The following is a 23,719-nucleotide window of genomic DNA, read 5'->3' as shown; positions in this document are numbered from 1 at the left end:
GTATCCTGCTGATCATTTTTTTATTCATCTTTTGATTCGATATCCTTGGTTCGGAATACAAATCGAACGATGTTTTCCGAATTATCCGGTGTACCCGCAAACGACTTATGTTCCTTGTTTAATGCATCGATTTGATCAAACACAGTTTGTAGTGTGTTAAATTCCGTTGTTGTCAAATCGACCGTTTCTTTTAATTGATTCATACCCTGCTCATTGAACTGACTTTGTCCGTCATAAAGCTGTTTGGCACCATTCTCCAATGTATCAAAAGCACTTTGCAGCTGTACAAGACCATCGCTCATCTCCATTAATTTTGATTTTTGTCCTTCCAACTGTGCTGTTCCGTCATTTAATAAGGAGGCACCACTGATCAATTCTTCATTTTTAGATACGATTTGTTGAGAACCGGCATTTAACTGATCAACAGCTGTCTTGGATTCACTTTGAATCTGTTGCAGACCTGATTCCAAAGCTACTGAGCCCGTATGAAGCTGATCAGCCCCTGCTTTTAACTGACTGACTCCACCCTGCAGCTTCGTGATGAGTTGAACAAAATCTTGATCGCTCATATTCTGATGAACACCTGTCATGATTTGTTCTAAGGTAGCCATGGACTGAGCGGCTGTCTGCATAGATGTCTGCAGCTTTTGCATATCTGATTTCGTACCTTCCATGACCTTTGACAGACCTTCCAAAGAATGCTTAGTCTGAGAAAGCAAGACTTGCAGCTGCGTTTTTTGTGCATCTAATGTTTCCAGTGTATAACCCTGAACATCAATACTTTGAACAACTTGTAATTGAGTCTGCAGACTGGCAATCTGTTCATCAATCTTAGAAGCGGCTCCTGTTGTATCTTCCTGTGGAATTGCAGACTTACTGGCTTGTAAGGCCTGAATCGAAGACTGCAGTGCCTGCACCTGCGCCTGTTTTGCACTTTCTAACTGAGCATTAAAACTTTGAATCTTGCTTTGATCGCTCTCTACAGTTTGATTTACCGAAGCCACCAGAGTTTCAAATTGTGTCTGGAAAGTATCCAAACCGGCCATAGCCTGCTGAACCGTTTGTAAACTGTTCTCTAATGAAGTCAAAGCTTCTTTTGAAGTCGAAAGCTGTGTTTGTAATGTTGTTAATTCTTGCTTGGTCGTATCCATCGCCTGTGTCAGTTTTGCTAAGGTGTTTTTATCCAGCCCATTTACCTGTTCTTCCAGTTGTGCAAGCCCGGCCTGCAGTTTTTGGGCACCTTGCGATAAGGATGTGCTACCCTGCACAGTTTGCTGCATAGCGGTTGGTATAGCTGTTAACTTTTGATTTCCCTTATCCAGCTGTGTTACTCCCTGTGTATATGCTTTGATTCCATCCAACAATAAGCTGGAGCCTGTATGTAATTGTGTTGATGCATCAGCCAGCTGTTGAATCTGGGGTGTAGCACTCGTTAAAGGTTTAGCCCCTTCCTTTAGTTCTGTCGTACCTTCATACAACTGTTTAGAACCATCTAACAACTGATCGGAAGCCGACACCAGCTGATCGATACCGCCTGTCAGATCCCCGATGGATAATTGACCAGCCAATTCATCCAAAGATATTTCATTGCTCATGGCAATCATGATCGATCCTAAATCAAAATCCTTTACATCGGTCTCAATCACTGTATCATCACTGATATGTAACTGATCGATGACCTTGTTTAATCCGGCGTCCTGTAAAGTACCAGCCAATCCCGGTACATTGGCAAAGGCCAGCACTTCATTTGTACCATCATTCACGATTTTTCCATTGGAACACGATACATTATCGTAATGATTCGCATCCAAAGTTAAAAGACCTCCGGCTAAAAAGCTGGGATGAACAGTAATAGCTTTTCCATCCGCATAGACCGTCTTTGATTCCAAATTTTCAAAGTGAATCGTCAATTTCAAATGTCCGCTTTGCCCAGCAACTTCTTTTGCGCTTAATTGACGTCCATCCAACTCATATGTAATTTTTACTTCAATGGGAAGCTGTTTTGTTGTTTTACCCTGATAGTAAATATCATTGCCCTTGCTGTTCCATGTATAGACATTTCCATCTACTTTTGGTTCCTCATCGGTTTTAACATTTTCTACATCGGTTTCATCTAAGGTTTCTTTGATGTTATGGATGCCGTCATCATCGTGCAGCCAGCTGGATACGATTGTATCCGATATCGATCCATCGGCATTTAAAACCGCATAGACAGTTTCTGTTTTCTGGGTCGGATTTTCATCCTCTAACGCATACACATGAAATGGAAGCATCGATTGTGCCAATACGGCACTTAAGATCAAACTGCCCATTACCTTAATTTTTTTATTCATACTGATCCTCCTTAGCTGTCGGCCATTTTTTCGTTGTTTTTTCAATAAGCTTATGTCCTAATAAAAGCATGCTTGGCAAGATGAAAATAATACTGATGACAGAAATGATGGCTCCTCTTGCCAAAAGCTCACAAAGGCTGGAAATCAAATCCATACGTGAAATCAAAGACACTCCAATACAAGCCGCAAAGAAGGAGCAACCACTGGTAATAATCGAAGGGGATGTCTTTTGAATCGCAACTCGTATAGCCTCTTTTCCACTCTTATTTAAACTGAGTTCTTCTCTAAATCGCGTTGTCATCAAGATCGCATAATCCACACAGGCCCCTAACTGAATCGTACCGATCACAATACCGGCAATAAACGGCAATGTCGTATGTGTCAGATAAGGAATACCCATGTTGATCGTGATTGCCAATTCAATCGCCAGCACTAAGATAAACGGTAACGCAATTGATTTAAACGTAATCAAGATGATCACAAAAATTGCCAAAATCGATAATACATTTACGACCTTAAAGTCTTCATTGGTCGTGGTAATCAAATCCTTTGACAACATGCCCTCACCAGTGATCAGCGCTTTTTTGTCATATTGATCCAAAATTTCATGGATCTTGTCCAACTGCTCATTTTCTTCATCCGTAGCCGCATGATAATCACTGTTGGCAATCAACAGTTTATAGCCGCCATTTTCAAAAATATCTTTAATGGCTTCCGGCTCAAATGTGCCGGGAACACCACCACCGACAAAATTTTCATAAGCTAGTACATTTTCAATCCCCTCAATGTTTTCAATTTTTTTGGAAAGTTCCTGGATATCCTTTGTCGGCAATGTATCACTGACCAAAATAAAGTGAGTCGTATTCATATTAAATTTATCTTTCAGCTCTTCCGTTCCCTTCATACTGGAAAGATCAGATGGCAATGTACTGGTCAAATCATAGTATTGCTTGACATGAGCCTGTGCAAAACCCATAGGAATAAAGATACAAATTCCAATCAGCAGCAAAAACTTGGCATGTCGAACTACAAAGCCAGGCACTTTTTTGAGTTCATGAATCAATGTCCGATGTGTATATTTTTCAATTTGGCGATCAAAGATCATCAATAGACTAGGTAGAACAAAAATCGTACAAATGACTCCCAGCACAACCCCTTTAGCCATAACGATACCAATATCGCCACCCAGTCTTAACTGCATGAAACAAAGTGTTAAAAAGCCGGCTATCGTTGTCACTGAACTGGATGTGATGGAAACAAAAGTAGCCTGAATGGCCTTAGCCATGGCCATATCATTGTTCGTATTCTCTGCTTTTTTCTTTTCTTCCTGATAGCGATGTAGAAGGAAAATCGAATAATCCATTGTTACTGCTAACTGTAAGATCATCGCCAAAGCCTGTGTAATATAAGAAATCTTTCCTAAGAAGATGTTGGTTCCAAAGTTATAGATAATGGGAAAAGCCATACCCAACATAAAGATCAAAGGTGCTACAGAAGATTCAAGTCCTAAATACAGCACAACCAGACTTAACAAAACAGCAATCACTGCATATTTGACAGTCTCTGAATTAGCCAGATCCTTGGTATCCTGCGCAATAGCACTCATTCCCCCTAAATAACAATCCTTGTTTGATACTTCTTTGATCTTCGCAATCGCATCCATCGTTTTCTCCGAAGCTGTATCTTCTTCAAAGGTGACGATCATCAAAGTTGAATCTTTGGAATATAACTGTTTTTGAAGGGCTTCCGGTATCATTTCCTTAGGAAAGGTGATATCCAAAACATCATCTCGCCAGAAGACTTTTTTGACCCCGTCGATCTTTTCAATCTTATCTTTTAAAGAAACAACCTCTTTATCCGAGAGATCATTGGTTACCATCATTCCTACACTGGCCAGATTAAAATCCTTATCCAGGACTTCCTGTCCCTTCATCGATTCCGCTTCTTTAGGCAGGTAGGAAAGAATATCATAATTGATTCCCGTATTTAAATAACCGATCACACTGGGAATCAAGAGCAGTACAGCAACAAGTAAAATCTTGTTTCTGTATCTGACAATAAACTTAGAAATTCTATCCATATTCTCTATCCTTTCTCAACATGGACATGAGTATAGTACAAAAATGACTATTAGTCAATTATTTAAAATAATTTTTAATATAACCTTTATATTAAGAAATAAAAATTGACCAAACGTATATTTTTGTCTATACTGTACGTGGTGATAGTATGAAATCCAAAGTATTGGAAAATAAAAGAAATAAAGAAACAGCGCTTTTAGACAGCGCTTTTGACCTGTTCACAAAAAAAGATATCCATTCCGTAACCGTTCAGGATATCGTAAAAAAAGCCAATGTAGCGAAAGGAACCTTTTATCTGTACTTTAAAGATAAATACCAGATTCGTGACGTACTGATTCAAAAAGAAGCAGCTCGTTTGTTTCAGGAAGCCAGAGAAAAGCTGGAGAAAAATGATATTCAAAATTTTGAAGATGCGATCATTTTCATCATTAATCAGGTTTTGTTGAGCTTAGAAGATAATCCGGCTATTTTAAAATTTATCGAACGTAACCTATCCTGGGGCATTTTTCATGAACAACTACAGACAACTATGGATAATGAAGAAATCGGTATGCTTCAACAGTTTACTTTATTAGCCAAAAAAAGTGGCTATACCTTTAAAAGACCGGATATTATCTTATTCATTATCATCGAAACTGTAGGAAGCACTTGTTACAACTCTATTCTGTATCAAAAACCCCTTCCTTTTCAGGAATACAAGCCTTATTTATTCAAGGTCATTCGAGCCATACTCAAAAATTATAAAGACTGATGATTTTAAAAGCAGGAGGATGTCTTTTCAGAATACTCCTGCTTTACTTGTTTGAAACTACATCTTGCATGTTTCGATATTTTCAAAGTAATCTTTATTGAGCTTCTCGATTACCCTTGAATCCATTCGATTGATGATTTTATCTGCCATTGCGATCCCTTCTTCTAATCGAATCAATTCTTGGATGATGTCTTGTTTTTTATCGTCTGCATAGTATTTGATAAAGAAACACCATTTTTGCAGCAAGCTCATCTGATCAGGATCCATTACAGGAACTTTGACCAGTTGAATTATCTTTAATACTATGATTTCTAGATCTCTGCCAAGCGGCTGTCCTTTTTTATTTCGTAAGTCAAATTCTGTCAACAACCCCTCAAAGTCAGGATCCACTACAAAATCCGCAATCCCAATCTTATATGAACTCTTCAAGCCCAGATCGAGTTCATCCCCTTTAAGCTCCTGATTGCCATAAATCGCATATAGATCAAGCATCATCTCATACATGATATCCTCTCGTGGATTGACGATCTCCAACTCAACAATAACTTTTCGACCGCTCTGCAGTTGAGCAACAAGGTTCACACACGATTTACTATTATCTATGAATCTATTATCCGTGATTTGAACAAACTTCACCTTCTTACCCAACAATGCATACAACAATGAACATAAAACAATCTGATTTTTTTCATCATCCGATCCAAAGACCGTCTTAAAAGCCACATCATGCTTTAACACTAATTTTGACACCATAAATTACCTCCTTATTCGACTATTGATACAATGTTGTAAAAGAAGGCAGATTTATTTTAATTTCACTCTACTGTATCAATAGCCTCACTATTAGATACGCAAAAAAAAATCAAAAAACTATTAAAAATTTTTTTATCTTTTCGTTAGGTGCAGATAACTTATAGGCTCATTTGCCATTGCATAATAAAAGATCATCAGCCAGAGCCAATGATCTATGATTTCATATTTCTGATGTTTTTCATCTAAAAATGTAAGCTTATTCACCTTGTTCTAAAGCCAAAGTTTTTGTAGTGATGTCACATACATCAGCCGGTCCATAATACTGGATAGCACCTGGATATACATAACATGTGTTTTCAGCCCATTCTTCACGATGTGCTTCAAAATATTTAAATGGTTTTCCTTCCAATTCAACTAACGCTTTTTTGATAACTGGTTTGTCTTCTCCATGACGTCTTTCGATGTTCATCATCTTAGTGATCGGCATACCTCCGGCAACCCATTCATTAGCTGGTTTTGACAAGTTGGAAATCTTAGATAAGTATCCAGTGTAACCATACTGAATTAACATAAAGGCATTGTATCCTAATGAATAACAATAGTCCGCATCAAAGTTAGATGGGAATGCACAACGTCCTTCATATCCGAAGAAATGATGTAAGGCACTAAATTTACCTGTGTAAGTTCCGGCTTCTTTTCTTTGTGCCAGTTTATCGGCAACCAGAGCAGAGAACAATTTTTCAGATTCAATCAAAGAAACCTGTACGTTTCCATGAGGGTCACGTTCTAAGAATAACTGCTGCTGAATACTTTCCGGTAAAATCGCAAATACATCCATCGATTCTTTTGTCAAACCATTTTCGATGAAAGCATATTTATCTTTCCATGCAGGTAAAGCATTAAATTCATCAGCTTTGCTTCCGGCTAACAATTCGTTAATTTCCGCAATCAATTTAGAGAATTCAGGTACAAATTCTACTACACCTTCCGGAATGATGGCAACACCAAAGTTCATACCTTTGGCAGCACGTTTTTCTACTGAATCAGCAATGTAATCGGCAATCTGTGATAAAGACATTTTCTTGGCAGAAACTTCTTCAGATACCAAACAGATATTCGGCTGTGTTTCCAGAGCACATTCCAAAGCAACATGAGAAGCAGAGCGTCCCATAACTTTAATGAAGTGCCAATATTTCTTAGCGGAATTGGCATCACGTTCGATATTTCCAATCAGTTCGCTGTATGTCTTAGTGGCCGTATCAAATCCAAAAGAACATTCGATATCTTCATTTTTCAAGTCACCATCAATTGTTTTTGGACAACCGATAACCTGTACACCAGTGTTATTAGCTGCAAAATATTCCGCTAATACAGCTGCATTGGTGTTAGAGTCATCTCCACCGATGATTACGATAGCTGTAATACCATGTTTTTTGCAGACCTCAGCAGCTACGGCAAACTGTTCCTGTGTTTCCAGTTTTGTACGTCCGGAACCGATGATATCAAATCCTCCGGTATTTCTGTATTCATCAATATATTCATCATCAAAGATCAAATAATCATCTTCGATCAATCCGCTGGGACCATTCTTAAATCCATATAATTCATTTTCCGGATTTGTTGCCTTTAAAGCATCATACAATCCACAAATAACATTGTGTCCACCTGGAGCCTGACCACCGGAAAGGATAACACCGACAACCTGTTTTTTAGCTTCCGATGTATTTTCACCTTTTTCAAAAGTGATTTCTTTTTTCCCATAAGTATTTGGGAACAATGCTTTAATCGTTTCCTGATCGGCAACGCTTTGTGTTTCTTCACCTTCCTTGACACAGATGGCAGAAATTCCATGTCTTAACATTCCAGGAAGTTTTGGCGAATATTCATATCTTGCCTTTTGTAATGATGAAATTTTCATACTAGATCTCCTTTTTTTCAACGTCTAAATTATAGAATATACATCAAGAAAAGTAAACTGTCACCGCATGGATTCTGGCTACATTCACTTCATGATTTTTATCATTTTTTAAAAAGTTTTCTAAAAAATTCATAGTTTTGATTCTTGTTTACGTATATATAAGCAGGAGGTATTTTTGTATATCACAATTAAATGAACCGGGAACCGTACTTGAAATGGAAAAGCATTATTTTGATACCCAGTCAAAAATCATTCTCTCTTTTAAGTCGGTTCAGGCTACTCTTCTTCAACAGTGTCTGGACGAATGTAAGCATCTGTCCCTGCACGAAATAGTTCCTCTGATTCAGCCAAGCTCTTCCCATTCCAAGATCATTACCTTGAATCCGGAAGATCTTCGTATGCCTGGGGCCAGAATCATCTATGATCTGTTGTATGTCCTTCAACATCCCTTACATCCGGATCGATCCATTTTGATCCATATTGAAGCACAGGGAGAGGAATCCTATAAGTATCATCTTCCTCGTCGAGGTCTTTATTATGGATCTCGACTCATTGCCGGTCAACAAAATCATTCCCTGGGATTTCAGGATGATTCTTACGATGATATCCTGGATGTTCGCTCCTTGTGGATTTGTTTGCGCCATGCCGGAAAAAAGGATAACTGTTGGCTGGAATACACAACAGAAGAGAAACTTAGAAAAGGAAACTTTCGATTTGATCCAGAAGTCTATGGGATATCCAAGATCCAGATTTTATATCCCGGTATCCAATCCAAGAAAGACAAATCCATTGAGGAAATACTGGAAGGCCCCAAAGACATTATGGAACTATTGTCATTGTTGTTTTTATCGGATAGAGAATTCGAACAAATTCTATTAATCCTAGAAAATAAGTATGATATACTGTTGACGAAAGAGGAAAGAAAGGAGGTTGAAGAAATGTGTACGTTTGGTCAGGGTGCTTTTCTGGCTTGGAAGGATTATGGATTAAAAAAAGGTCGTGAAGAAGGTCGAAAAGAAGGTAGAAAACAGGGAGCTTATGAAACCCTTGTTCAAAATATCACATTCCTACTTGAAAGTGGTACGATTTCGGATATCCAACAAGCCTTTTCTATTCTTCATGTTAAAAAAGAATTACAGCCTAAAATTTTAAAAAGATTAAACCTTAATTAATTGTCTCAATTAATTTGTGTATTTTCTAGCATTGAAATCCATTTCTACCATTTTTTTAAAGGCAGTTATTTAACAAGTTGCCTTTTTGTAATCACTTAATGAAATGTTCAGTAATCGCCTGAACAATGGTTGAAATATAAGCTTGAAAGTATATTTTATTCATTAAATACTAAAAAATAAGCCCTGTGTTCTCCAAACCATAAGGGCTTATTCTTTAGGACATAGACTCCAACAATTCCATCTTTTCTTCCCATTCTTGTGTATAGTGTGCTATTTCATTATGCTTATCATCAATTTGCTGATCCAACTCTTCCATTTTCTGATAGTCTTGATAGTACTCTGGTTCATATCGTAATTCTCGAAGAGCCTCTAAATCTTCCTGTGCCGCTTCAAGGAGCTGCTCCAGTCGATCCACTCGATTTTTCAAAGCTTTTCGATCTTTAAATGACTGTACAGACACATTCGATTTTTCTATCTGCGGCTGCGCTTCCAATAAAGTTCCCGCTTCTTTTTTCTCAATATACTCAGCATAAGTACAATCATATACTTTGCAGTCTTGTCCCATTTCTAGCACTCGATTGGCCATTTTAGATAAAAACATACGATCATGCGAAACAAATAAAATCGTTCCATCATATTTTTCCAAAGCCTTTTCCAAAGCCTCTTTTGTAGGGATATCTAAATGGTTGGTTGGCTCATCCAGCAAAAGCAAATTGTCTTCCATCAACATCAGTTCTGCTAAAGCAAGACGCACTTTTTCTCCTCCGGAAAGCGTATTGATCTCTTTAAAGACCTCTTCCTGTGTAAATAGAAAACTGGCCAGGGTATTGCGAATCTGTGTCTGTGTCAAATCCGGAGATACATCCCATAAAGTATCGATAACCGTCTTATTCGATTTTCGATGAGCACTGTCCTGATCAAAATAACCAACATCAATTTGATGTCCAAAATGAAACTGCCCGGATAACGCCGGTACTTTATGCATCAATGTCTTGATCAAAGTACTCTTTCCTATTCCATTAGGTCCTACAACAGCCATTCTTTGTCCTTTGATCAATGAGAAGCTAACAGTCGATAGAGGTTTATCATACCCGATTTTTAGATTTTCAACCTCCAGCACCTGTTTTCCGCCTTTTCTGGCACATTGAAATGTCGCATGCATGGATGATGTATCCGCTTTTCGATCTTGTATGCGATCCATTCTTTCCAGATATTTAATTTTACTTTGGGCAAAGGCTGCCTTATTTTTCTTATAACGAAATTTTTCGATCAACTCTTCCAGACGTTGAATTTGTGCCTGCTGACGCAAAAACGCCTCATGATTCTTTTTGATAAATTCTTCTTTGGCTTTCACATAATGTGAATAATTCCCCACATAACGTGTTGTCACACCGTATTCGATCTCAATAATTTCATCGACCACATGGTCTAGAAACATTCGATCATGACTGACCAGAACGATCGCACTTGGATAATGTCGGACATAATTTTCCAGCCATTCGATACTTTCAATATCTAAATGATTGGTTGGCTCATCCAGCAAAAGCACATCCGGCTTTGACAACAACAACTTAACTAACGCAATTCGTGTTCTTTGTCCGGAACTGAATTCGTCTAATGTTTTATACAGATCGTCTTCTTCAAAGCCAAAATGGAAAAATACGTTTTTTAATTCCACTTCATATTGATATCCATTCAATGCCTCAAACTCACTTTGTAAGCGAGCATAGCGCTCCATCTGTTTTTCGCTGGCATCGGTTTCCAAGATACTCGCCTGCTCATGAAGCTTCGTTTCCAATTCTTTTACTCTGGCAAAGGCATCACTTAATTCCTGGTACACCGTATGTTCGGTGTTCGAAAAAGTAATCTGTGCCAAATATCCAATACGCACTCCATTTTGGACAACACGACTTCCCTGGTCAGGTTGTTCTTTATCACAAATTATTTTCAACAAGGTTGTTTTACCGCATCCATTTTTCCCAACCAATGCGATTTTTTCTTTATCTCGGATGCTTAAAGTAGCTTTTTCCAAAACATCCTGCGCCCCATAGCTCTTTTTTATATTACTGACTTGCAGTTTCACTGTTCTCACCTATTCCATAATAATTGAATATCGCATCGGCAATTGTCTTTGCCATCTGCTCTTTATTTTTCTGATAATACTGAACACTTTCTTCATTGCTTCCATTTGCCAGCATGAAAACAATGCTCTCCATTCCAAACACATCTTTATAGCCTTGATTGGCCGATGAATTCTCCAACACACCGGTAAAAGTCTGTTTTCCACCGGTTTCTCTTAACTGTGGATATACATCATACACACGATCCTGTCCTTCCTCACTCTGTCCGGGATCGATTACGACCGCACTGTTTTGTACGCTGTTACTGGTAATGGATGCCATCTTTAGATCTTGTGATCGAAAAGCATATGCAATTTCATTGGCTAAAAGTCCTTTCGTATAATTCGATGTCAAAATATAAGGATACTGCAGTTCATCATCTTCATACACTTCAAAACTGATAAAAGCCTTGGCCTTAGCCTTATATCCCACACCTACACGCGAGGAGGAACCATAATAGCTGTCAAAATCATCAGCTTCTCTGGTCAATAAGACCTTTAATCCTCTAGATTCTAGCTCCTTTTGGACAAGTACGGCAAAACTGGATGTTTCCTGCGGCTCATTGATCCAATCGGTAATGATACCCGGTTCATTCTGCATACTAAACTCGTTATAAATATTTCCACCTGGATCTAAAACCACATCCGCAACCTTAACTTGCGGTATATTCTCATTGACTTCCAAAAAAGCGTAGTTCAGTTTATAAGAAATACCAAAGTCTGATAAATACTCTTTGGAAGCATGTAATGTGATATCCTTTACATGCTTATCATTGCGCATCGTACTAAATGTTTCACTATCGAAAGAATCTTCAAAATAGACTCTTTTCTTCTCATAGTTTTCATAAATATAGATTTCATATAATCCCGGATCCAAAGTACCTAGCTGAATACCTGAATCAATACTTTCTCCGATCGCAAAGCCCAGTTCCTTTTTGGTTTCCACATTCCGTAAAACGACCATGGTTCCAATCAATGAATCTGTCTTTTTTTGTCCATATTTTCCCTGATAGAAGGATAGAGTCTGACCATAAATGCCATAATCCTGGATTTCAAATGTTTCTGTAAACCCTTTTTTCACATTGTCTTCGATAACATCGGAATCCATTTTTTCTAATACCGTCATCTGTAAACGATCAATATCCGTAGGACGACTCATATATAGAAAAAGAGCAGCACTGATCAAAGAGATCACTACGACAATCGCAATGATCATTCTAGGGTGTTTAAATCGTGAATGCAGTTTTCTTTTTGTCATGCCCTAAGTATATCAAAAAATGAAAAGAGCGCAAAGAGCGCCCTAGTTATTGACTCCATGATGTGGGGCAAAAGAATCTATCTCTATTGCCTTAAACACATAGCCTTCTGATTTGTAATGTTCAATGATTTTAGGTAATGCCTCTACAGTCGTATCTTTAGCTGCTGTATCATGCATCAAAATATTGATATATTGACTTTGACAGGCTGTTGCATTCTGAATCAAAGTATCTGCCGGAATATTATTTCCACTGGCATCCCCTGAATCACAATTCCAGTCAAAGTACTGATAACCTTTATCCTGAAGGGACTTTGTCAAGATCGTCATGATCTTGGGCGAATATTGTTTAGAAATTGTATTGGAGGATCCACCGGGAAACCGGACTAATTTGACTTCTTCACTTGTTATGTCCTTGACCATATCTTGTATCTTTCGCAAATCGTCATAGTAAGCACCGGTTGAAGAATAAACGCTGGCAAAATCATGTGTAAAGGTATGCAAGCCAATCGTATGTCCTTTTTCATGAGCCACTTTTAGCCAATCGTTATAAGAAGGTTGATTCCCCGTCACAAAGAATGTAGCCTTGACATCGTACTGATCAAGAATCTTTAAAATTCGCTCTGTATTTTTACTTGGTCCGTCATCAAAAGTTAAATAAACGATTTTTTGGTTTAATTCCTCATTTTTTAAGATTGTCAAACTTCTTGTTTTCTGTGTTTCATTACCGGAACGATCCCTACCGATATAAATGAGGGTATAATCACCCGGCTGATCAAAATTAACTTGTGAAGTATCCGTATCTAATGAAGGATTTTCATCAAAATCATCTTTGATGGATACATCTTCCAAAAAATCAGGAAGCAGCCCTTGTTTAAATTCGATCCTTTTATCCGAATGTTCAATCGTCGGACCTTGTTTGTCTTCACAGCGCTCTAAGATAGCGCTTGTTTTTGTTTCATTTTTTCCTTGATCTGTGGCAATAATTTGAACTTCATACCGCCCCGGTTTGGAAAAATCTTCTTGATTCGCAAAATGATAGGTAACTTCTGTTGCATCCTCACATTTTTCAATAAAGGAAGCTGGCTCAATGTCCTGTATCATATCTGTTTTCAGATTTTTGGTTGTTATAGAAGGAGCTTTGGTGTCTTGTACCTTGATCTTTACTTCCTTTTGATATTGATGAAACTTGTAGTTAAGCGTATATTCACCTAACTTCGATGTATCGACCTCTCCATCTATTTTTACTTCTTTATCATCGCCGAGTACAAATAAAATCTGATCTTCCGGTTTAAACTCAGAATTGATTTCCACCTCTATAGTGGAGGCTTTTAACAGGACAGGGTGAAACAATAAATAGAGAAACGAGATACCGGTAAACAAAATAGCCGCGGCAAAAAAGACTCTTTTATATCGAATCTTATATGTCCGCGGTTGTTTCTTCATAATCTATTCCTTCCATCGATATTCTTATTATACAATAGTAAACCGAAAATAGAAAGGTTATTAAATTATTTAGATTCATAAACTATTTGTACGAATTTCTTGATTCGCAAAATAAAAGAGTCTTTCGACTCTTTAGAAAATAAGATTTCGTGGTGTACGTGGATATGGTTCTACATCACGGATGTTTTGGATACCGCTTAAATACATCAACATACGATCAAATCCTAATCCAAATCCACTGTGTTTGCAGCCGCCGAAACGACGAAGATCCAAATACCATTGTAGAGGTTCCTGTGAGATATTTAATTCTTTTAATTTCTCTACCAATACATCATATCGTTCTTCACGTTGTGAGCCGCCAACCAGTTCTCCAACATACGGCACCAGTAAATCACAGGCAGCCACAGTCTTTTGATCCTCGTTGACACGCATATAGAAGGCTTTGATATCTTTTGGATAATCAATCAGGAAGACCGGTCCGTTGACAACCTTTTCGCAGATATAGCGTTCATGTTCACTTTGCAGATCCATACCCCAGTATATGTTTTTATTTTCAAACTGGTCTTTGGCCTTTTCCAAATGTTCAATGGCTTCGGTATAAGTCATACGTTTAAAGTGGGAAGCGGCAACAGCTTTGATTCGTTTGATACAATCTTTGTCGATCATCTTTTCAAAAAAAGCCATTTCTTCCGGTGCATGCTCCAGACAATAATTGATACAATACTTGATCATTTCTTCAATGCAGTCCATATTATCGCTTAGATCCGCAAAAGCAAGTTCCGATTCGATCATCCAGAATTCACTGGCATGTCGTGTTGTATTTGAGTTTTCCGCCCGGAATGTAGGCCCAAAGGTATAAACGTTACGATACGTCAAGGCAAATGGTTCGACGTGAAGCTGTCCGGAAACGGTCAACTGTGCATGTTTGCCAAAGAAGTCTTCCTCGTACTTATTATCTTCTCTAGTTGTGACCGTAAAACATTCGCCGGCACCTTCGGCATCGTTACCGGTAATGATTGGTGTATGCACATAGACAAATCCTCTATCCTGAAAGAATGTATGAATGGCCATGGACAAAACACTGCGCAAGCGGAAGATCGCATAATAGGTATTGGCACGAGGACGTACATGAGGAATCTCACGCATATACTCAAAGCTGTGGCGCTTCTTCTGCAGAGGATAGTCATGATCACTTAAGCCAAGCACTTCGATCGATTCAGCCTGGATTTCAAAAGGTTGTTTGGAATCCGGTGTACACACCAGCTTTCCTTTAACTTCAATCGCAGAGCCTAATGTGATCTTACTGATCGCTTCATAATTTTTTGTACTTTCCTGATAATAGACAACTTGTACATTGCCAAAGCAGGAACCATCATTCAGTTCGATAAATCCTAAAGCTTTCGAATTTCGATTGGTTCTAACCCATCCCTGCAATGTGATATCTTGTCCATCAAAACTCTGAAAATCTTCTTTTAACTTTTTGACTAACATCTTTTCTCCTCCTGTAAAATAAAAAAATCGTCCCGTTAGGAACGATATATAACCGCGGTACCATCCTGTTTCAAAAAAGCCCTCTTGAGATTAACGCACTCCAACGAGGCTGACTACTGCTATTTCTCCAGCCCGGCTCCGCAGTTGTTTGTGCTTATAAGCTATCGGTTCTTTTTCACCATACAGAACTCTCTTTTGACGCATCACTTATGGCAACTACTGTTTCTTAGCCTTTGTATCCATGGAATTGGTGATAAAAACCAACTCTTGAATTGATGATACCACATCCACAACTTTCACGGCAACCCCTTTTGGCACCAGAAAATGTTCATGGGTAAAATCCACAAGTCCGGTAATGCCACAAGCCACCAAACGATCTACCGTTTCCTGTATCATATGGGAAATCGTCAAAATGGCAATATGACAGCCTTCCGGAATTTTTTCTTCTAATTGTGTCATTGGATAAATCTGTACACCAAACTGGACTCCGGCTTTGGTTTCATCCATATCAAAGGCGCAGGCAATTTCTCCAACCACATGATCCCATTTATTATAATTCATCAAGGCCCGCCCTAAGTTACCGGCTCCCACCAAAATGATCTTTTCATCAAAATCGACTCCAAGCTCCGCATTAAAAATCTCTATCAGTCGATCTACATCATAACCATATCCTTGTTTCCCCAAATTCCCTAAAAAGGAAAAATCTCTACGAATCGTTGTGGATTCGATATCTACAAACGTTGATAATTCTTTGGACATGATTCTTTGTACGCCATTCTTTTTTAGACGGCGCAGTGCTTTTAAATATAACGGATATCTCTGCAAGGTCGCTTTTGGTACTTTTTTAGTCGCCATGTCTAATCACTCCTACAAGTATTTTAGCATTTTTTTATGCTTTGTGAAGATGTTAACAAGTCTTTTAGAAAATTTTCTTTCGCTTCTTTTGTTTCTTCATGACACAACGATCCAATCTTTGACAGAGCGTATCTAAATCAGGATACAGTTTTTGAATCTGTTTCTCCATCAGGAAGCCGATTCCTTTTTGTTTACCAAAAAACAATACACCTCCATAAAAGGCGATAGATACCAGCCATCCGATCAAAAACGGAACTTGCAAGACCAGAACACTGAGAACTAAAATGGCAATCGTAACAGTCAGTAAAATCAATAAAAATACCCGCGTATATTCATATACCACATTTTGATAATACGATTTATGAGCTTTTAAAAATTCTTGTACCTCGCTATCCCCATCCGATGTAAACTCCAGATAACGCCAGTTCTCTTGTCTTTTTCGTTCATTTTTTAACTGCATGATCTGCTGCATGCGAAGGATACAAAAGTACATGCCTTTATGGTTTTCAAACCGTTGGTATTTTTTATAGTACAGCTCCAATGTCTTTAAATAATCGTTATCGGAAATCTTTTGATAGATCATTGATTCTACCAAAGCATCCAAACGCTCTGTCAAGACGTCTGAAAAGATCAGTACATTATCTTTAGAGCGTCTTTCCAGCGCTTTTAAAGCCCCTAAAAAATAATCAGCCATTTTCTTTTACATACGCCTGCAAAGCTTTAGAAATCTGATCCGGACATGATGTGCTCTTTATGCCACAAGTTACTCCTTCCAGATCCTCCATGACTTCCTTTACATCTCTTCCCTTTAACAGACGTCCGATTCCTTTCAAATTGCCATTGCATCCGCCAATGGCTTCAAAAGACTGGATTACGCCATCTTGAATCTCAAAATGAAATTCACGAGAACATACACCTTGTGGTTTATAAACAAACATCATATACTTTTTCTTCCTTTCCATCGATTCATCATAAGCTGGCTCAAAGCGCCGATGCATAAGCCACTTACAATAGACAATGCCAGTAAAACCGGCAAAAACAACTGCATAAAAAACTGTTGATAGATCCATGTCACCATCAAAACCTGGCCAATGCTGTGAAAGGCCGCACCTAGAACACTGATTCCTAAAATGGAAAACCAACCGGTTTTATAGCCAATGCTCATAGCGCATAATGCCAGAAAAGCGCCGCTTGCCGACAGCCAGAAAGAAACCGAAAACAAAGTTCCCTGTAAAAGACTTGCCAGAAAAACCCGCATGGCACTGACTAACCACATTGATTGGATACCGTACATCTTTAATACAAACAAAGCCGTGATATTGGCAAACCCGATCTTGAATCCGGGAATGATCCAGGAGGTAGGCAAAAAGCTTTCCAGTATCTGTAAAACAATCCCAATAGCACACAAAAAGGATAACTCTACAATTTTTTCTGTTTTCATTGTATCACCGTGTCTTCCTTTGTGTCACCTTCGATTTGAATGACTGTCTCATTGGGCAGGCATACGATCGGCACATTTGAATCCGAAACAAAGCCTTGTTTAGAACAAAGATGATGCGGACTGTTTTCCTGTGTTACACGTACCGCATGGTCTTTTACTTCGATGTTGACTTTGCCATTGGTTCCCTCTACGCTATATTGTCCATCCTGATTTAAGTCAATTGATAAAACCTTTTCTTCCTTGACATACACATCCGCCCTGTTGGCTTGTGTCGTATGTCCCAATAAAAAGAAAAGGCTTGAAAGGGATATCAACATCAAGATCACGATCAAGATACGATCGGCTTTTGTCAGTTTCATATTCTACCCCAAAGCCGTATCCAGGATCATCATGCAGGCAAAACCAATCGCAAAGGCAATCGTGGCAATATTCGAATGCTGCCCGTGCTGGGATTGCGGAATCAGCTCCTCTACACAGACATAGACCATAGCTCCGGCCGCAAACGCTAACAACCAGGGCAAAACCGGCTGCAAGACCGCCGAAAACAAGATCGTCAAAAACGCACCAATCGGTTCTACGATGCCCGAAGCGGTTCCTAAAAGAAATGATTTCATCCTGGACATTCCCTGTGAATGTAACGGCAAAGATATAACGGCTCCTTCCGGAAAGTTTTGAATGGCAATTCCCATAGAAAGTGCCAAAGCCCCTTCAATGGTCAAGGCCGTATTGGCACTGTATAATCCGGCAAAAACGATGCCTAATGACATCCCTTCGGGAATATTATGCAATGTCATCGCAAAGAATAGCTTTGTAGTTTTCTTCCAGGAAGTATGGATTCCTTCTTCCTGATCCGAATCTACATGTATATGCGGTATTACTTCATCTAACACCAATAAAAAGAAGATTCCCAACAAAAAGCCAACAGATGTCACCAGCCAGCTGTTTTGATGTAAACGTTCGACTTCTTCCATCGCCGGCAATAATAAGCTGAAGACACTGGCTGCGATCATAACACCTGCCGCAAAGCCAAGCATAAATTTTTCAACCAGTGGCGGCACACCTTTTTTTAAGAAGAAAACGACCGCTGCTCCCAACATCGTTCCCAAAAAAGGAATTACCAATCCTAAAAACATTTCTAAATACATCTCTATCTCCTTATGTTACATTGACATGGACTTCTCGTGTTACCGCATTGCCAAAACGATCGGATACGCGTACTGATACATCCTGCGATCCGGCAGCTGAAGCATTAAAATCCGATGTCGTTGAAAATGAAACTCCACTTAAATCACTGGCTTTGATATAAGCCGACCAATCTATGCTTTGTCCTGCCGAAATATCGATTTCTGTCGGACAGGATAATATCGTTGGCGGTTGCGTATCTTTTACGGAAATGGAAAAATCGATATCCCGATTTCCCGCATGGATCACAAAATCATACACTCCAACCACCAGATAATCCATATTCTCGGAAGTAAAACGATTTTGTGCCTTCACAACACCGGAGCTTTTGGCCTCCACTTCCCAGTCATCCGTTGGATAATTTTGCGCATTCTTAATATATAAGGCCGCATTGGCATAAATATCCTGCCCTAATTCAACCGTAAATGTCTGTCTTTGCAGTGCGGGACCAGAACAACCCGTCAATACCAACAGACACATCATAATCCATCCTAGTTTACGCATCTGCATCCTCCAAAAACGGCTTTGCCATTTCTTTGATTTTTCCCAGACGATGCTTCATCCCCGATTTGGAAATGATCTCACCATACGCCAGATAACATTGTTCACACAGCTCATTCATGCTGGCTTCCGGGAACTTCTTCCGTATTTCCATCACATGCCGTATCTTGGAAGAAATCTCAACCTTATTCTCATTTTGTTCCAATGCATATATATAATCCAACTGTTTTTTTCCTGCTTTTAACGCCTTCATTTCATTGGCCAGCTCGCAATTATCCAAACGCTTTAAATTGTTGTAGAAATCACGCTGAATTCGTGAATCCTCAAAGTCAAACAAAGCCTGGGATGCGTTACAGAGTTTTAAGAAATCGGCAATCTTGTCACCGGCTTTTAGATAGACGATATACGCATTCTTTCGGCGTATGGTCTTGGCCGGCAAATAAAATCGCTGCATCATCTTTTGTATGCTTTGGGCCATCTGTTCTTCATGTGTACTGATCTCACAATGATAATTTGTCGTTTTAGGATCGTTGATGCTGCCACCGGCTAAAAAACATCCCTGAAGATAGGCACGAGCGTTTTTCTCTGAACGTGTATATTGGATCGGTGGTGCAAAATGCAGGCCACTTTCCGTCAAAATCTTTAGATCCGAGAGAATTGTCTGCGCCTTGTCATAGACTTGAATACGATAGACATTGTTCTTTTTTAACTGCATTTTTCTCAGAACAGAAAGACGAGGATCCACCTGATACAACTCTTTCATTCTTTGAAAGACATGCTTGGCAATCGTCGCATTTTCGGTTTGAAACGATAAGTACATCCCCTGCCAGTTCATATGCAAAGAGGCCCGCATTTGTAACAGAGCACAAAGCTGTGCTTTGGCAGCACTTGTATCCAGTACATCATCACAGATCTGTTTTTTTACCTCGCTTGTAAATGACATGCCAAACCTCCTTTTTTGCGCTAGTTATTATACCATGAGATTTTTAATTGTATTCTAAAGAGCCTTTAAAATTTCTTCTACGACTTCCCGAACGGCTTTGGGATCATGACGAATATGTCCCTTTTCATCAAAATAAATCATGTTTCGTTTTAAAATCTGATACGAATGCTCCTTTTCCTGCACCTGAATCGGATATGAGTTCATATGAGCATACTTATCCAGAATGGATTGTGGGATATAACTTTGATCAACCACGACAAGATCCACCGGATTTTTAAACGCATGTTTTTCAATAGCACGGATGTGATCTTCCATGCTGTAGTTATCCGTTTCTCCAGGCTGTGACATCGCATTACAGAAATAAATATGCGGACATGTCGTTCTTTGAATTGCTTCTGAAATCTCTTTTATGATCAAATTGGGCATGATCGATGTATATAGCGAACCAATCCCGTAAATTAGAATATCCGCATTTTCAATGGCTTGAATGGCCGGCAAATACGGAGTGACTTTCTTTTGATAAAACACGTGATCGATACTGTTATCCAATGTAGGAATGTTTTTTTCTCCCCGGACCAGCGTTCCATCCTTCATCATCGCATACAAGGTTACAATATCCAGTGTACTGGGTACGATCGTTCCTTTAACCTTCAAAACCTTGCTGATGGCCTGAATGGCACCAATAAAAGAACCCGTCAGATTCATCAAAGCTAAAAAGATCAAGTTTCCCAGGTTATGACCGCCGATATCTTTATCGCCTTCAAAGCGATAATTCATCAGATCGCTGAACAAATGATTTTCATCATCCTGTGCCATGGCACAGAGCACATGACGGATATCCCCGACTGCCGGTACATTATAAATATCTCGGATACGACCGGTACTTCCGCCATCATCCGCCACCGTTACAATAGCGGTAATATTGGCATTCTGAATACTTTTCATTCCCATAAGCATGCTGGAAAGTCCGGTTCCACCACCAATGACTACGATATTTTTCATTCTTCATCCACTCCTATATCCCGATGGGATTTAAAACAACGATACGTATCCTTATATATATCATATAACCAGTTACATATGGATACGGAACGATGCTGTCCACCGGTACAGCCTATCGCAACGATCATATGGTTTTTATTTTGGTGATCATAGCTTTCAAAAACAAAATCTGTGTAATTTTTTAACCGAACGATAAAATCCTGAGTTTCCGGCTTCTCCATGACATAGTTATAGACTTCTTTTTGATTACCGGTCTTATCCCGCAACTCGGGTTCATAAAACGGGTTGGGCAAAAAGCGTACATCGATGACCATATCTGCATCTAAAGGAACACCATGTTTAAAGCCAAACGATTGAAACGTCAAGGTAAACTGACTTTTTTCCTGCATCTTAAAGCGATGACGAATGCGACTAGCCAAAGATGTCGGTGTGATCTTTGTCGTATCAATATGGATCATATCCGGAGCACTATCTTGTAAATGATCAAATAAATCTCTTTCCATTTCGATAGCTTCTTCGATTGTTGTCGCTTTGCCTATGGCAATCATCGGATGATGTCGTCGGGTAAAACGATAACGAAGCAGCAGTTCTTCATCACTGCAATCCAGAAAAACGATAGATACAGGTTCCGGCATATTTTTAAAATACGTTACAAAATCTAAATAATCGATGGCACTAACAGATAACGCAACATACTGATAATGATCTTCTTTTTCCAGTAATGTTTCTAAATTTGGTAAAAGCTCTTTTGGAAAGTTATCGATACAATAATATCCCATATCTTCCAAAGCATTCATGGCACTGGATTTTCCGGCACCTGACATACCGGTGACCAGAACAACTTTTTGTTTCATAGGTAAATTTAACTCCTCTCTCTATAATAAACAATTGGAGATTAACTCCTCTAAGAACCGTACGTGCAGTTTTCCCGCATACGGCTCCCCACTGTTACTTTCAAACATTTCAGTTATAAGTCACACCTGTACTATTCCATATATTCACATGAATATGCGGGTGTACAATTCTTTCCTGCCATATCTTATAAAATGTGTCCAATTGAAAACTCTTCCTCTGACTTCTTCGATTTAACCACTTGAATGTTACGTACATCGCATGTCGGCATAACCCCTTTATCTCACGCATCATTCCGTTTAAACTGTAGTAGTTGATACTTCCAGTTATCTTTTTATTCAGTGTCTTCATGAATTCATCAAATGGAAGATTTCGATTTTCTTTCACCCATTTCTTTAGATTCGACTTAAACTGCTTCTTCTTTTTGCGACTGATTTTATGTCCCACTGTATAATACCCATTTCTTGTCTTTCCATTAAAATGGGTAAATCCCAGAAAATCAAAAGTTTCCCGTGTGGCGCAGTTTCTTTCAAATGGAAGTATCTGTGTCTTTTCTTTGGATAATTCCAATCCAAACTTTTCCATTCTTTTCGCAATAGCTTCATATACTCTGTGCGCATCCCTTTCATATTGAAACATGATTAGAAAATCATCGGCATATCTTACCAGATACGCTTCTCCATAGAGTTGTTTCTTGATGCACTTTTCAAACCATAAATCCAGTACATAATGTAGATACACATTGGCAAGTATTGGACTTATCAGTCCTCCCTGTGGTGTTCCTACACTGTTATCCTCAACTCTTCCTTCTATCATGACTCCCGATTTAAGCATTCTTGCGATATATCTCAGGTAGTTTGGGTCCGCAATATCATTTCGCAAGAATTTCATGAGCCATTCGTGATTCACGTTATCAAAGAATCCTTTTATGTCACAATCCAGTATGTAATTTACTTTCTTGTGCATAATCGTATCATTGATGACTTTGATCGCATCATGTGCTTTTCGATTTGGTCTGAATCCATACGAACAGTCCATAAATCTGGGCTCATAGACTTCTTTGAGTATTTCTGCCATGGCTCCCTGAACAAGCCTATCCTCATAGACTGGTATTCCCAAAGGTCGTTTCTTTCCATTTCCCTTATCGATTTCTACTCGTCTTACAGGTTGTGGTCTATATTTAAAACTTTTGAGTTTGTTTATTAGATTATCTATGTTCTCTTCTAGATTTTCTTCATACTCTTCCTTGGTTACCTTGTATATTCCAGAAGCTTTGTTTCTCTTCTGTAGTCGGTGTTGTCTTATTAAAGACTCTTTGTCGACTTGATTCATCAACGTTTCCAGTTTAGGGTATCTTTTTGACAATGTTCTTATATCTTGTCGTTTTGTTTCCATGTCTTTATAACCTCCAGTGTTTCAACATGTGTCCCTTCAAGAAACGTAACTGTGTTTCGGTCCTTCGCTCCATGTACTTTCATACACTTCATCACTACTATGACCTCATCGGACTTCTTACAGTTCTTCCCGTTGTTCTTGTGGTTTTGGCACTTGTAACAACAGTACCGTGTTTATCGGAAACTGTAAGACCTCCCAGGTATGCAGTTGATACCTTGACTTCTCGCCC

At 38.9% G+C, this 23,719-nt stretch carries 21 protein-coding genes; 2 read left to right on the top strand and 19 right to left on the bottom strand.

All coding sequences use genetic code 11. The annotated features are described in order from the left end of the window. Positions 1-20: 20 nt before the first annotated feature. Together ACTQX6_RS06370 and ACTQX6_RS06365 are read right to left on the bottom strand one after the other, a co-directional pair. Positions 21-2,333 (bottom strand): hypothetical protein, encoded by a 2,313-nt coding sequence (locus tag ACTQX6_RS06370; RefSeq protein WP_441657363.1) that lies wholly within the window; start codon positions 2,331-2,333, stop codon positions 21-23. Beyond that, positions 2,326-4,413 (bottom strand): efflux RND transporter permease subunit, encoded by a 2,088-nt coding sequence (locus tag ACTQX6_RS06365; protein WP_117445721.1) that lies wholly within the window; start codon positions 4,411-4,413, stop codon positions 2,326-2,328. The genes ACTQX6_RS06370 and ACTQX6_RS06365 overlap by 8 nt, the downstream gene beginning before the upstream one ends. A gap of 149 nt (positions 4,414-4,562) precedes the next feature. On the opposite strand from ACTQX6_RS06365, the gene ACTQX6_RS06360 reads away from it, so the two are divergent. Beyond that, complete coding sequence (locus ACTQX6_RS06360; protein ID WP_117445722.1) at positions 4,563-5,165, top strand: TetR/AcrR family transcriptional regulator; 603 nt, start codon at positions 4,563-4,565, stop codon at positions 5,163-5,165. Positions 5,166-5,222: 57 nt separating this feature from the next. Here ACTQX6_RS06360 and ACTQX6_RS06355 read toward each other — a convergent pair whose 3' ends face one another. Both ACTQX6_RS06355 and ACTQX6_RS06350 read right to left on the bottom strand, forming a co-directional pair. Further along, positions 5,223-5,918: a PD-(D/E)XK nuclease family transposase gene (locus ACTQX6_RS06355; protein WP_294687836.1), complete on the bottom strand. Its 696-nt coding sequence runs from the start codon at positions 5,916-5,918 to the stop codon at positions 5,223-5,225. Between the two features lie 256 nt (positions 5,919-6,174). Beyond that, positions 6,175-7,836 carry a diphosphate--fructose-6-phosphate 1-phosphotransferase gene (locus tag ACTQX6_RS06350; protein WP_117445724.1) on the bottom strand — a complete coding sequence of 554 codons (1,662 nt, stop codon included), beginning with the start codon at positions 7,834-7,836 and terminating at the stop codon, positions 6,175-6,177. Between the two features lie 215 nt (positions 7,837-8,051). Between ACTQX6_RS06350 and ACTQX6_RS06345 the strand changes: the two genes are divergently transcribed. Further along, positions 8,052-9,008, top strand: a complete 957-nt coding sequence (locus ACTQX6_RS06345; RefSeq protein WP_320863246.1) for a hypothetical protein — start codon at positions 8,052-8,054, stop codon at positions 9,006-9,008. Positions 9,009-9,222: 214 nt separating this feature from the next. Here the strand turns inward: ACTQX6_RS06345 and ACTQX6_RS06340 are convergent, their stop codons facing one another. The 15 genes from ACTQX6_RS06340 to ltrA form a co-directional block, all read right to left on the bottom strand. Continuing rightward, positions 9,223-11,091: an ABC-F family ATP-binding cassette domain-containing protein gene (locus ACTQX6_RS06340; protein WP_294687834.1), complete on the bottom strand. Its 1,869-nt coding sequence runs from the start codon at positions 11,089-11,091 to the stop codon at positions 9,223-9,225. Next, positions 11,072-12,385 (bottom strand): N-acetylmuramoyl-L-alanine amidase, encoded by a 1,314-nt coding sequence (locus ACTQX6_RS06335; RefSeq protein ID WP_294687833.1) that lies wholly within the window; start codon positions 12,383-12,385, stop codon positions 11,072-11,074. The genes ACTQX6_RS06340 and ACTQX6_RS06335 overlap by 20 nt, the downstream gene beginning before the upstream one ends. A gap of 42 nt (positions 12,386-12,427) precedes the next feature. Then, positions 12,428-13,828, bottom strand: a complete 1,401-nt coding sequence (locus ACTQX6_RS06330; RefSeq protein WP_294687831.1) for a polysaccharide deacetylase family protein — start codon at positions 13,826-13,828, stop codon at positions 12,428-12,430. A 132-nt stretch (positions 13,829-13,960) separates the two neighbouring features. Then, positions 13,961-15,319 (bottom strand): asparagine--tRNA ligase, encoded by a 1,359-nt coding sequence (gene asnS / locus ACTQX6_RS06325; protein ID WP_294687830.1) that lies wholly within the window; start codon positions 15,317-15,319, stop codon positions 13,961-13,963. A gap of 216 nt (positions 15,320-15,535) precedes the next feature. Beyond that, complete coding sequence (locus ACTQX6_RS06320) at positions 15,536-16,174, bottom strand: redox-sensing transcriptional repressor Rex (RefSeq protein ID WP_117445619.1); 639 nt, start codon at positions 16,172-16,174, stop codon at positions 15,536-15,538. 64 nt (positions 16,175-16,238) lie between these two features. After that, a complete protein-coding gene (locus tag ACTQX6_RS06315) occupies positions 16,239-16,868 on the bottom strand; it encodes a hypothetical protein (RefSeq protein WP_294687828.1) in 630 nt (209 codons plus the stop codon). After that, entirely contained in the window at positions 16,861-17,115 is a 255-nt protein-coding gene (locus tag ACTQX6_RS06310) for a TIGR03905 family TSCPD domain-containing protein (protein ID WP_294687827.1), read from the bottom strand. Before ACTQX6_RS06310 ends, ACTQX6_RS06315 begins: the two co-directional genes overlap by 8 nt. Then, complete coding sequence (locus tag ACTQX6_RS06305) at positions 17,112-17,615, bottom strand: Gx transporter family protein (RefSeq protein ID WP_022790629.1); 504 nt, start codon at positions 17,613-17,615, stop codon at positions 17,112-17,114. Before ACTQX6_RS06305 ends, ACTQX6_RS06310 begins: the two co-directional genes overlap by 4 nt. Next, positions 17,612-17,974, bottom strand: coding sequence for a NusG domain II-containing protein (locus tag ACTQX6_RS06300; RefSeq protein WP_022790628.1), 363 nt, complete (start codon positions 17,972-17,974; stop codon positions 17,612-17,614). Before ACTQX6_RS06300 ends, ACTQX6_RS06305 begins: the two co-directional genes overlap by 4 nt. 3 nt (positions 17,975-17,977) lie before the next feature. After that, positions 17,978-18,760 carry a ZIP family metal transporter gene (locus ACTQX6_RS06295; RefSeq protein ID WP_168965439.1) on the bottom strand — a complete coding sequence of 261 codons (783 nt, stop codon included), beginning with the start codon at positions 18,758-18,760 and terminating at the stop codon, positions 17,978-17,980. Positions 18,761-18,770: 10 nt separating this feature from the next. Continuing rightward, positions 18,771-19,301, bottom strand: coding sequence for a hypothetical protein (locus tag ACTQX6_RS06290; protein WP_294687822.1), 531 nt, complete (start codon positions 19,299-19,301; stop codon positions 18,771-18,773). After that, the gene (gene whiA / locus ACTQX6_RS06285; RefSeq protein WP_117445615.1) at positions 19,294-20,241 is read right to left on the bottom strand and encodes a DNA-binding protein WhiA; all 948 of its coding nucleotides are present in this window, start codon (positions 20,239-20,241) and stop codon (positions 19,294-19,296) included. The genes ACTQX6_RS06290 and whiA overlap by 8 nt, the downstream gene beginning before the upstream one ends. Before the next feature lie 54 nt (positions 20,242-20,295). Then, complete coding sequence (locus tag ACTQX6_RS06280) at positions 20,296-21,243, bottom strand: gluconeogenesis factor YvcK family protein (protein ID WP_195222024.1); 948 nt, start codon at positions 21,241-21,243, stop codon at positions 20,296-20,298. Then, positions 21,240-22,097 carry an RNase adapter RapZ gene (gene rapZ, locus ACTQX6_RS06275; protein ID WP_117445613.1) on the bottom strand — a complete coding sequence of 286 codons (858 nt, stop codon included), beginning with the start codon at positions 22,095-22,097 and terminating at the stop codon, positions 21,240-21,242. The genes ACTQX6_RS06280 and rapZ overlap by 4 nt, the downstream gene beginning before the upstream one ends. A 109-nt stretch (positions 22,098-22,206) precedes the next feature. Next, positions 22,207-23,490 (bottom strand): group II intron reverse transcriptase/maturase, encoded by a 1,284-nt coding sequence (gene ltrA, locus ACTQX6_RS06270; protein WP_294687821.1) that lies wholly within the window; start codon positions 23,488-23,490, stop codon positions 22,207-22,209. Positions 23,491-23,719 lie beyond the last annotated feature (229 nt).

It is taken from the genome of Faecalicoccus sp. LCP19S3_E2 (assembly GCF_052121255.1).
Classification (GTDB): Bacteria; Bacillota_I; Bacilli_A; order Erysipelotrichales; family Erysipelotrichaceae; genus Faecalicoccus.
Note: the sequence above shows the minus strand (reverse complement) of the source record. Positions and strands in the feature narration are given on the sequence as shown.

Bases quoted from the DNA above. Each gene is read 5' to 3' on its own strand.
- ACTQX6_RS06305 (WP_022790629.1), bottom strand. From the start codon at position 17,615: ATGAAAACAGAAAAAATTGTAGAGTTATCCTTTTTGTGTGCTATTGGG.
- ACTQX6_RS06365 (WP_117445721.1), bottom strand. From the start codon at position 4,413: ATGGATAGAATTTCTAAGTTTATTGTCAGATACAGAAACAAGATTTTA.
- rapZ (WP_117445613.1), bottom strand. From the start codon at position 22,097: ATGAAACAAAAAGTTGTTCTGGTCACCGGTATGTCAGGTGCCGGAAAA.
- ACTQX6_RS06330 (WP_294687831.1), bottom strand. From the start codon at position 13,828: ATGAAGAAACAACCGCGGACATATAAGATTCGATATAAAAGAGTCTTT.
- asnS (WP_294687830.1), bottom strand. From the start codon at position 15,319: ATGTTAGTCAAAAAGTTAAAAGAAGATTTTCAGAGTTTTGATGGACAA.
- ACTQX6_RS06315 (WP_294687828.1), bottom strand. From the start codon at position 16,868: ATGGCTGATTATTTTTTAGGGGCTTTAAAAGCGCTGGAAAGACGCTCT.
- ltrA (WP_294687821.1), bottom strand. From the start codon at position 23,490: ATGGAAACAAAACGACAAGATATAAGAACATTGTCAAAAAGATACCCT.
- ACTQX6_RS06280 (WP_195222024.1), bottom strand. From the start codon at position 21,243: ATGAAAAATATCGTAGTCATTGGTGGTGGAACCGGACTTTCCAGCATG.
- ACTQX6_RS06345 (WP_320863246.1), top strand. From the start codon at position 8,052: ATGGAAAAGCATTATTTTGATACCCAGTCAAAAATCATTCTCTCTTTT.
- ACTQX6_RS06335 (WP_294687833.1), bottom strand. From the start codon at position 12,385: ATGACAAAAAGAAAACTGCATTCACGATTTAAACACCCTAGAATGATC.
- ACTQX6_RS06320 (WP_117445619.1), bottom strand. From the start codon at position 16,174: ATGGCGACTAAAAAAGTACCAAAAGCGACCTTGCAGAGATATCCGTTA.
- ACTQX6_RS06360 (WP_117445722.1), top strand. From the start codon at position 4,563: ATGAAATCCAAAGTATTGGAAAATAAAAGAAATAAAGAAACAGCGCTT.
- ACTQX6_RS06350 (WP_117445724.1), bottom strand. From the start codon at position 7,836: ATGAAAATTTCATCATTACAAAAGGCAAGATATGAATATTCGCCAAAA.
- ACTQX6_RS06370 (WP_441657363.1), bottom strand. From the start codon at position 2,333: ATGAATAAAAAAATTAAGGTAATGGGCAGTTTGATCTTAAGTGCCGTA.
- whiA (WP_117445615.1), bottom strand. From the start codon at position 20,241: ATGTCATTTACAAGCGAGGTAAAAAAACAGATCTGTGATGATGTACTG.
- ACTQX6_RS06290 (WP_294687822.1), bottom strand. From the start codon at position 19,301: ATGCGTAAACTAGGATGGATTATGATGTGTCTGTTGGTATTGACGGGT.
- ACTQX6_RS06295 (WP_168965439.1), bottom strand. From the start codon at position 18,760: ATGTATTTAGAAATGTTTTTAGGATTGGTAATTCCTTTTTTGGGAACG.
- ACTQX6_RS06310 (WP_294687827.1), bottom strand. From the start codon at position 17,115: ATGATGTTTGTTTATAAACCACAAGGTGTATGTTCTCGTGAATTTCAT.
- ACTQX6_RS06355 (WP_294687836.1), bottom strand. From the start codon at position 5,918: ATGGTGTCAAAATTAGTGTTAAAGCATGATGTGGCTTTTAAGACGGTC.
- ACTQX6_RS06300 (WP_022790628.1), bottom strand. From the start codon at position 17,974: ATGAAACTGACAAAAGCCGATCGTATCTTGATCGTGATCTTGATGTTG.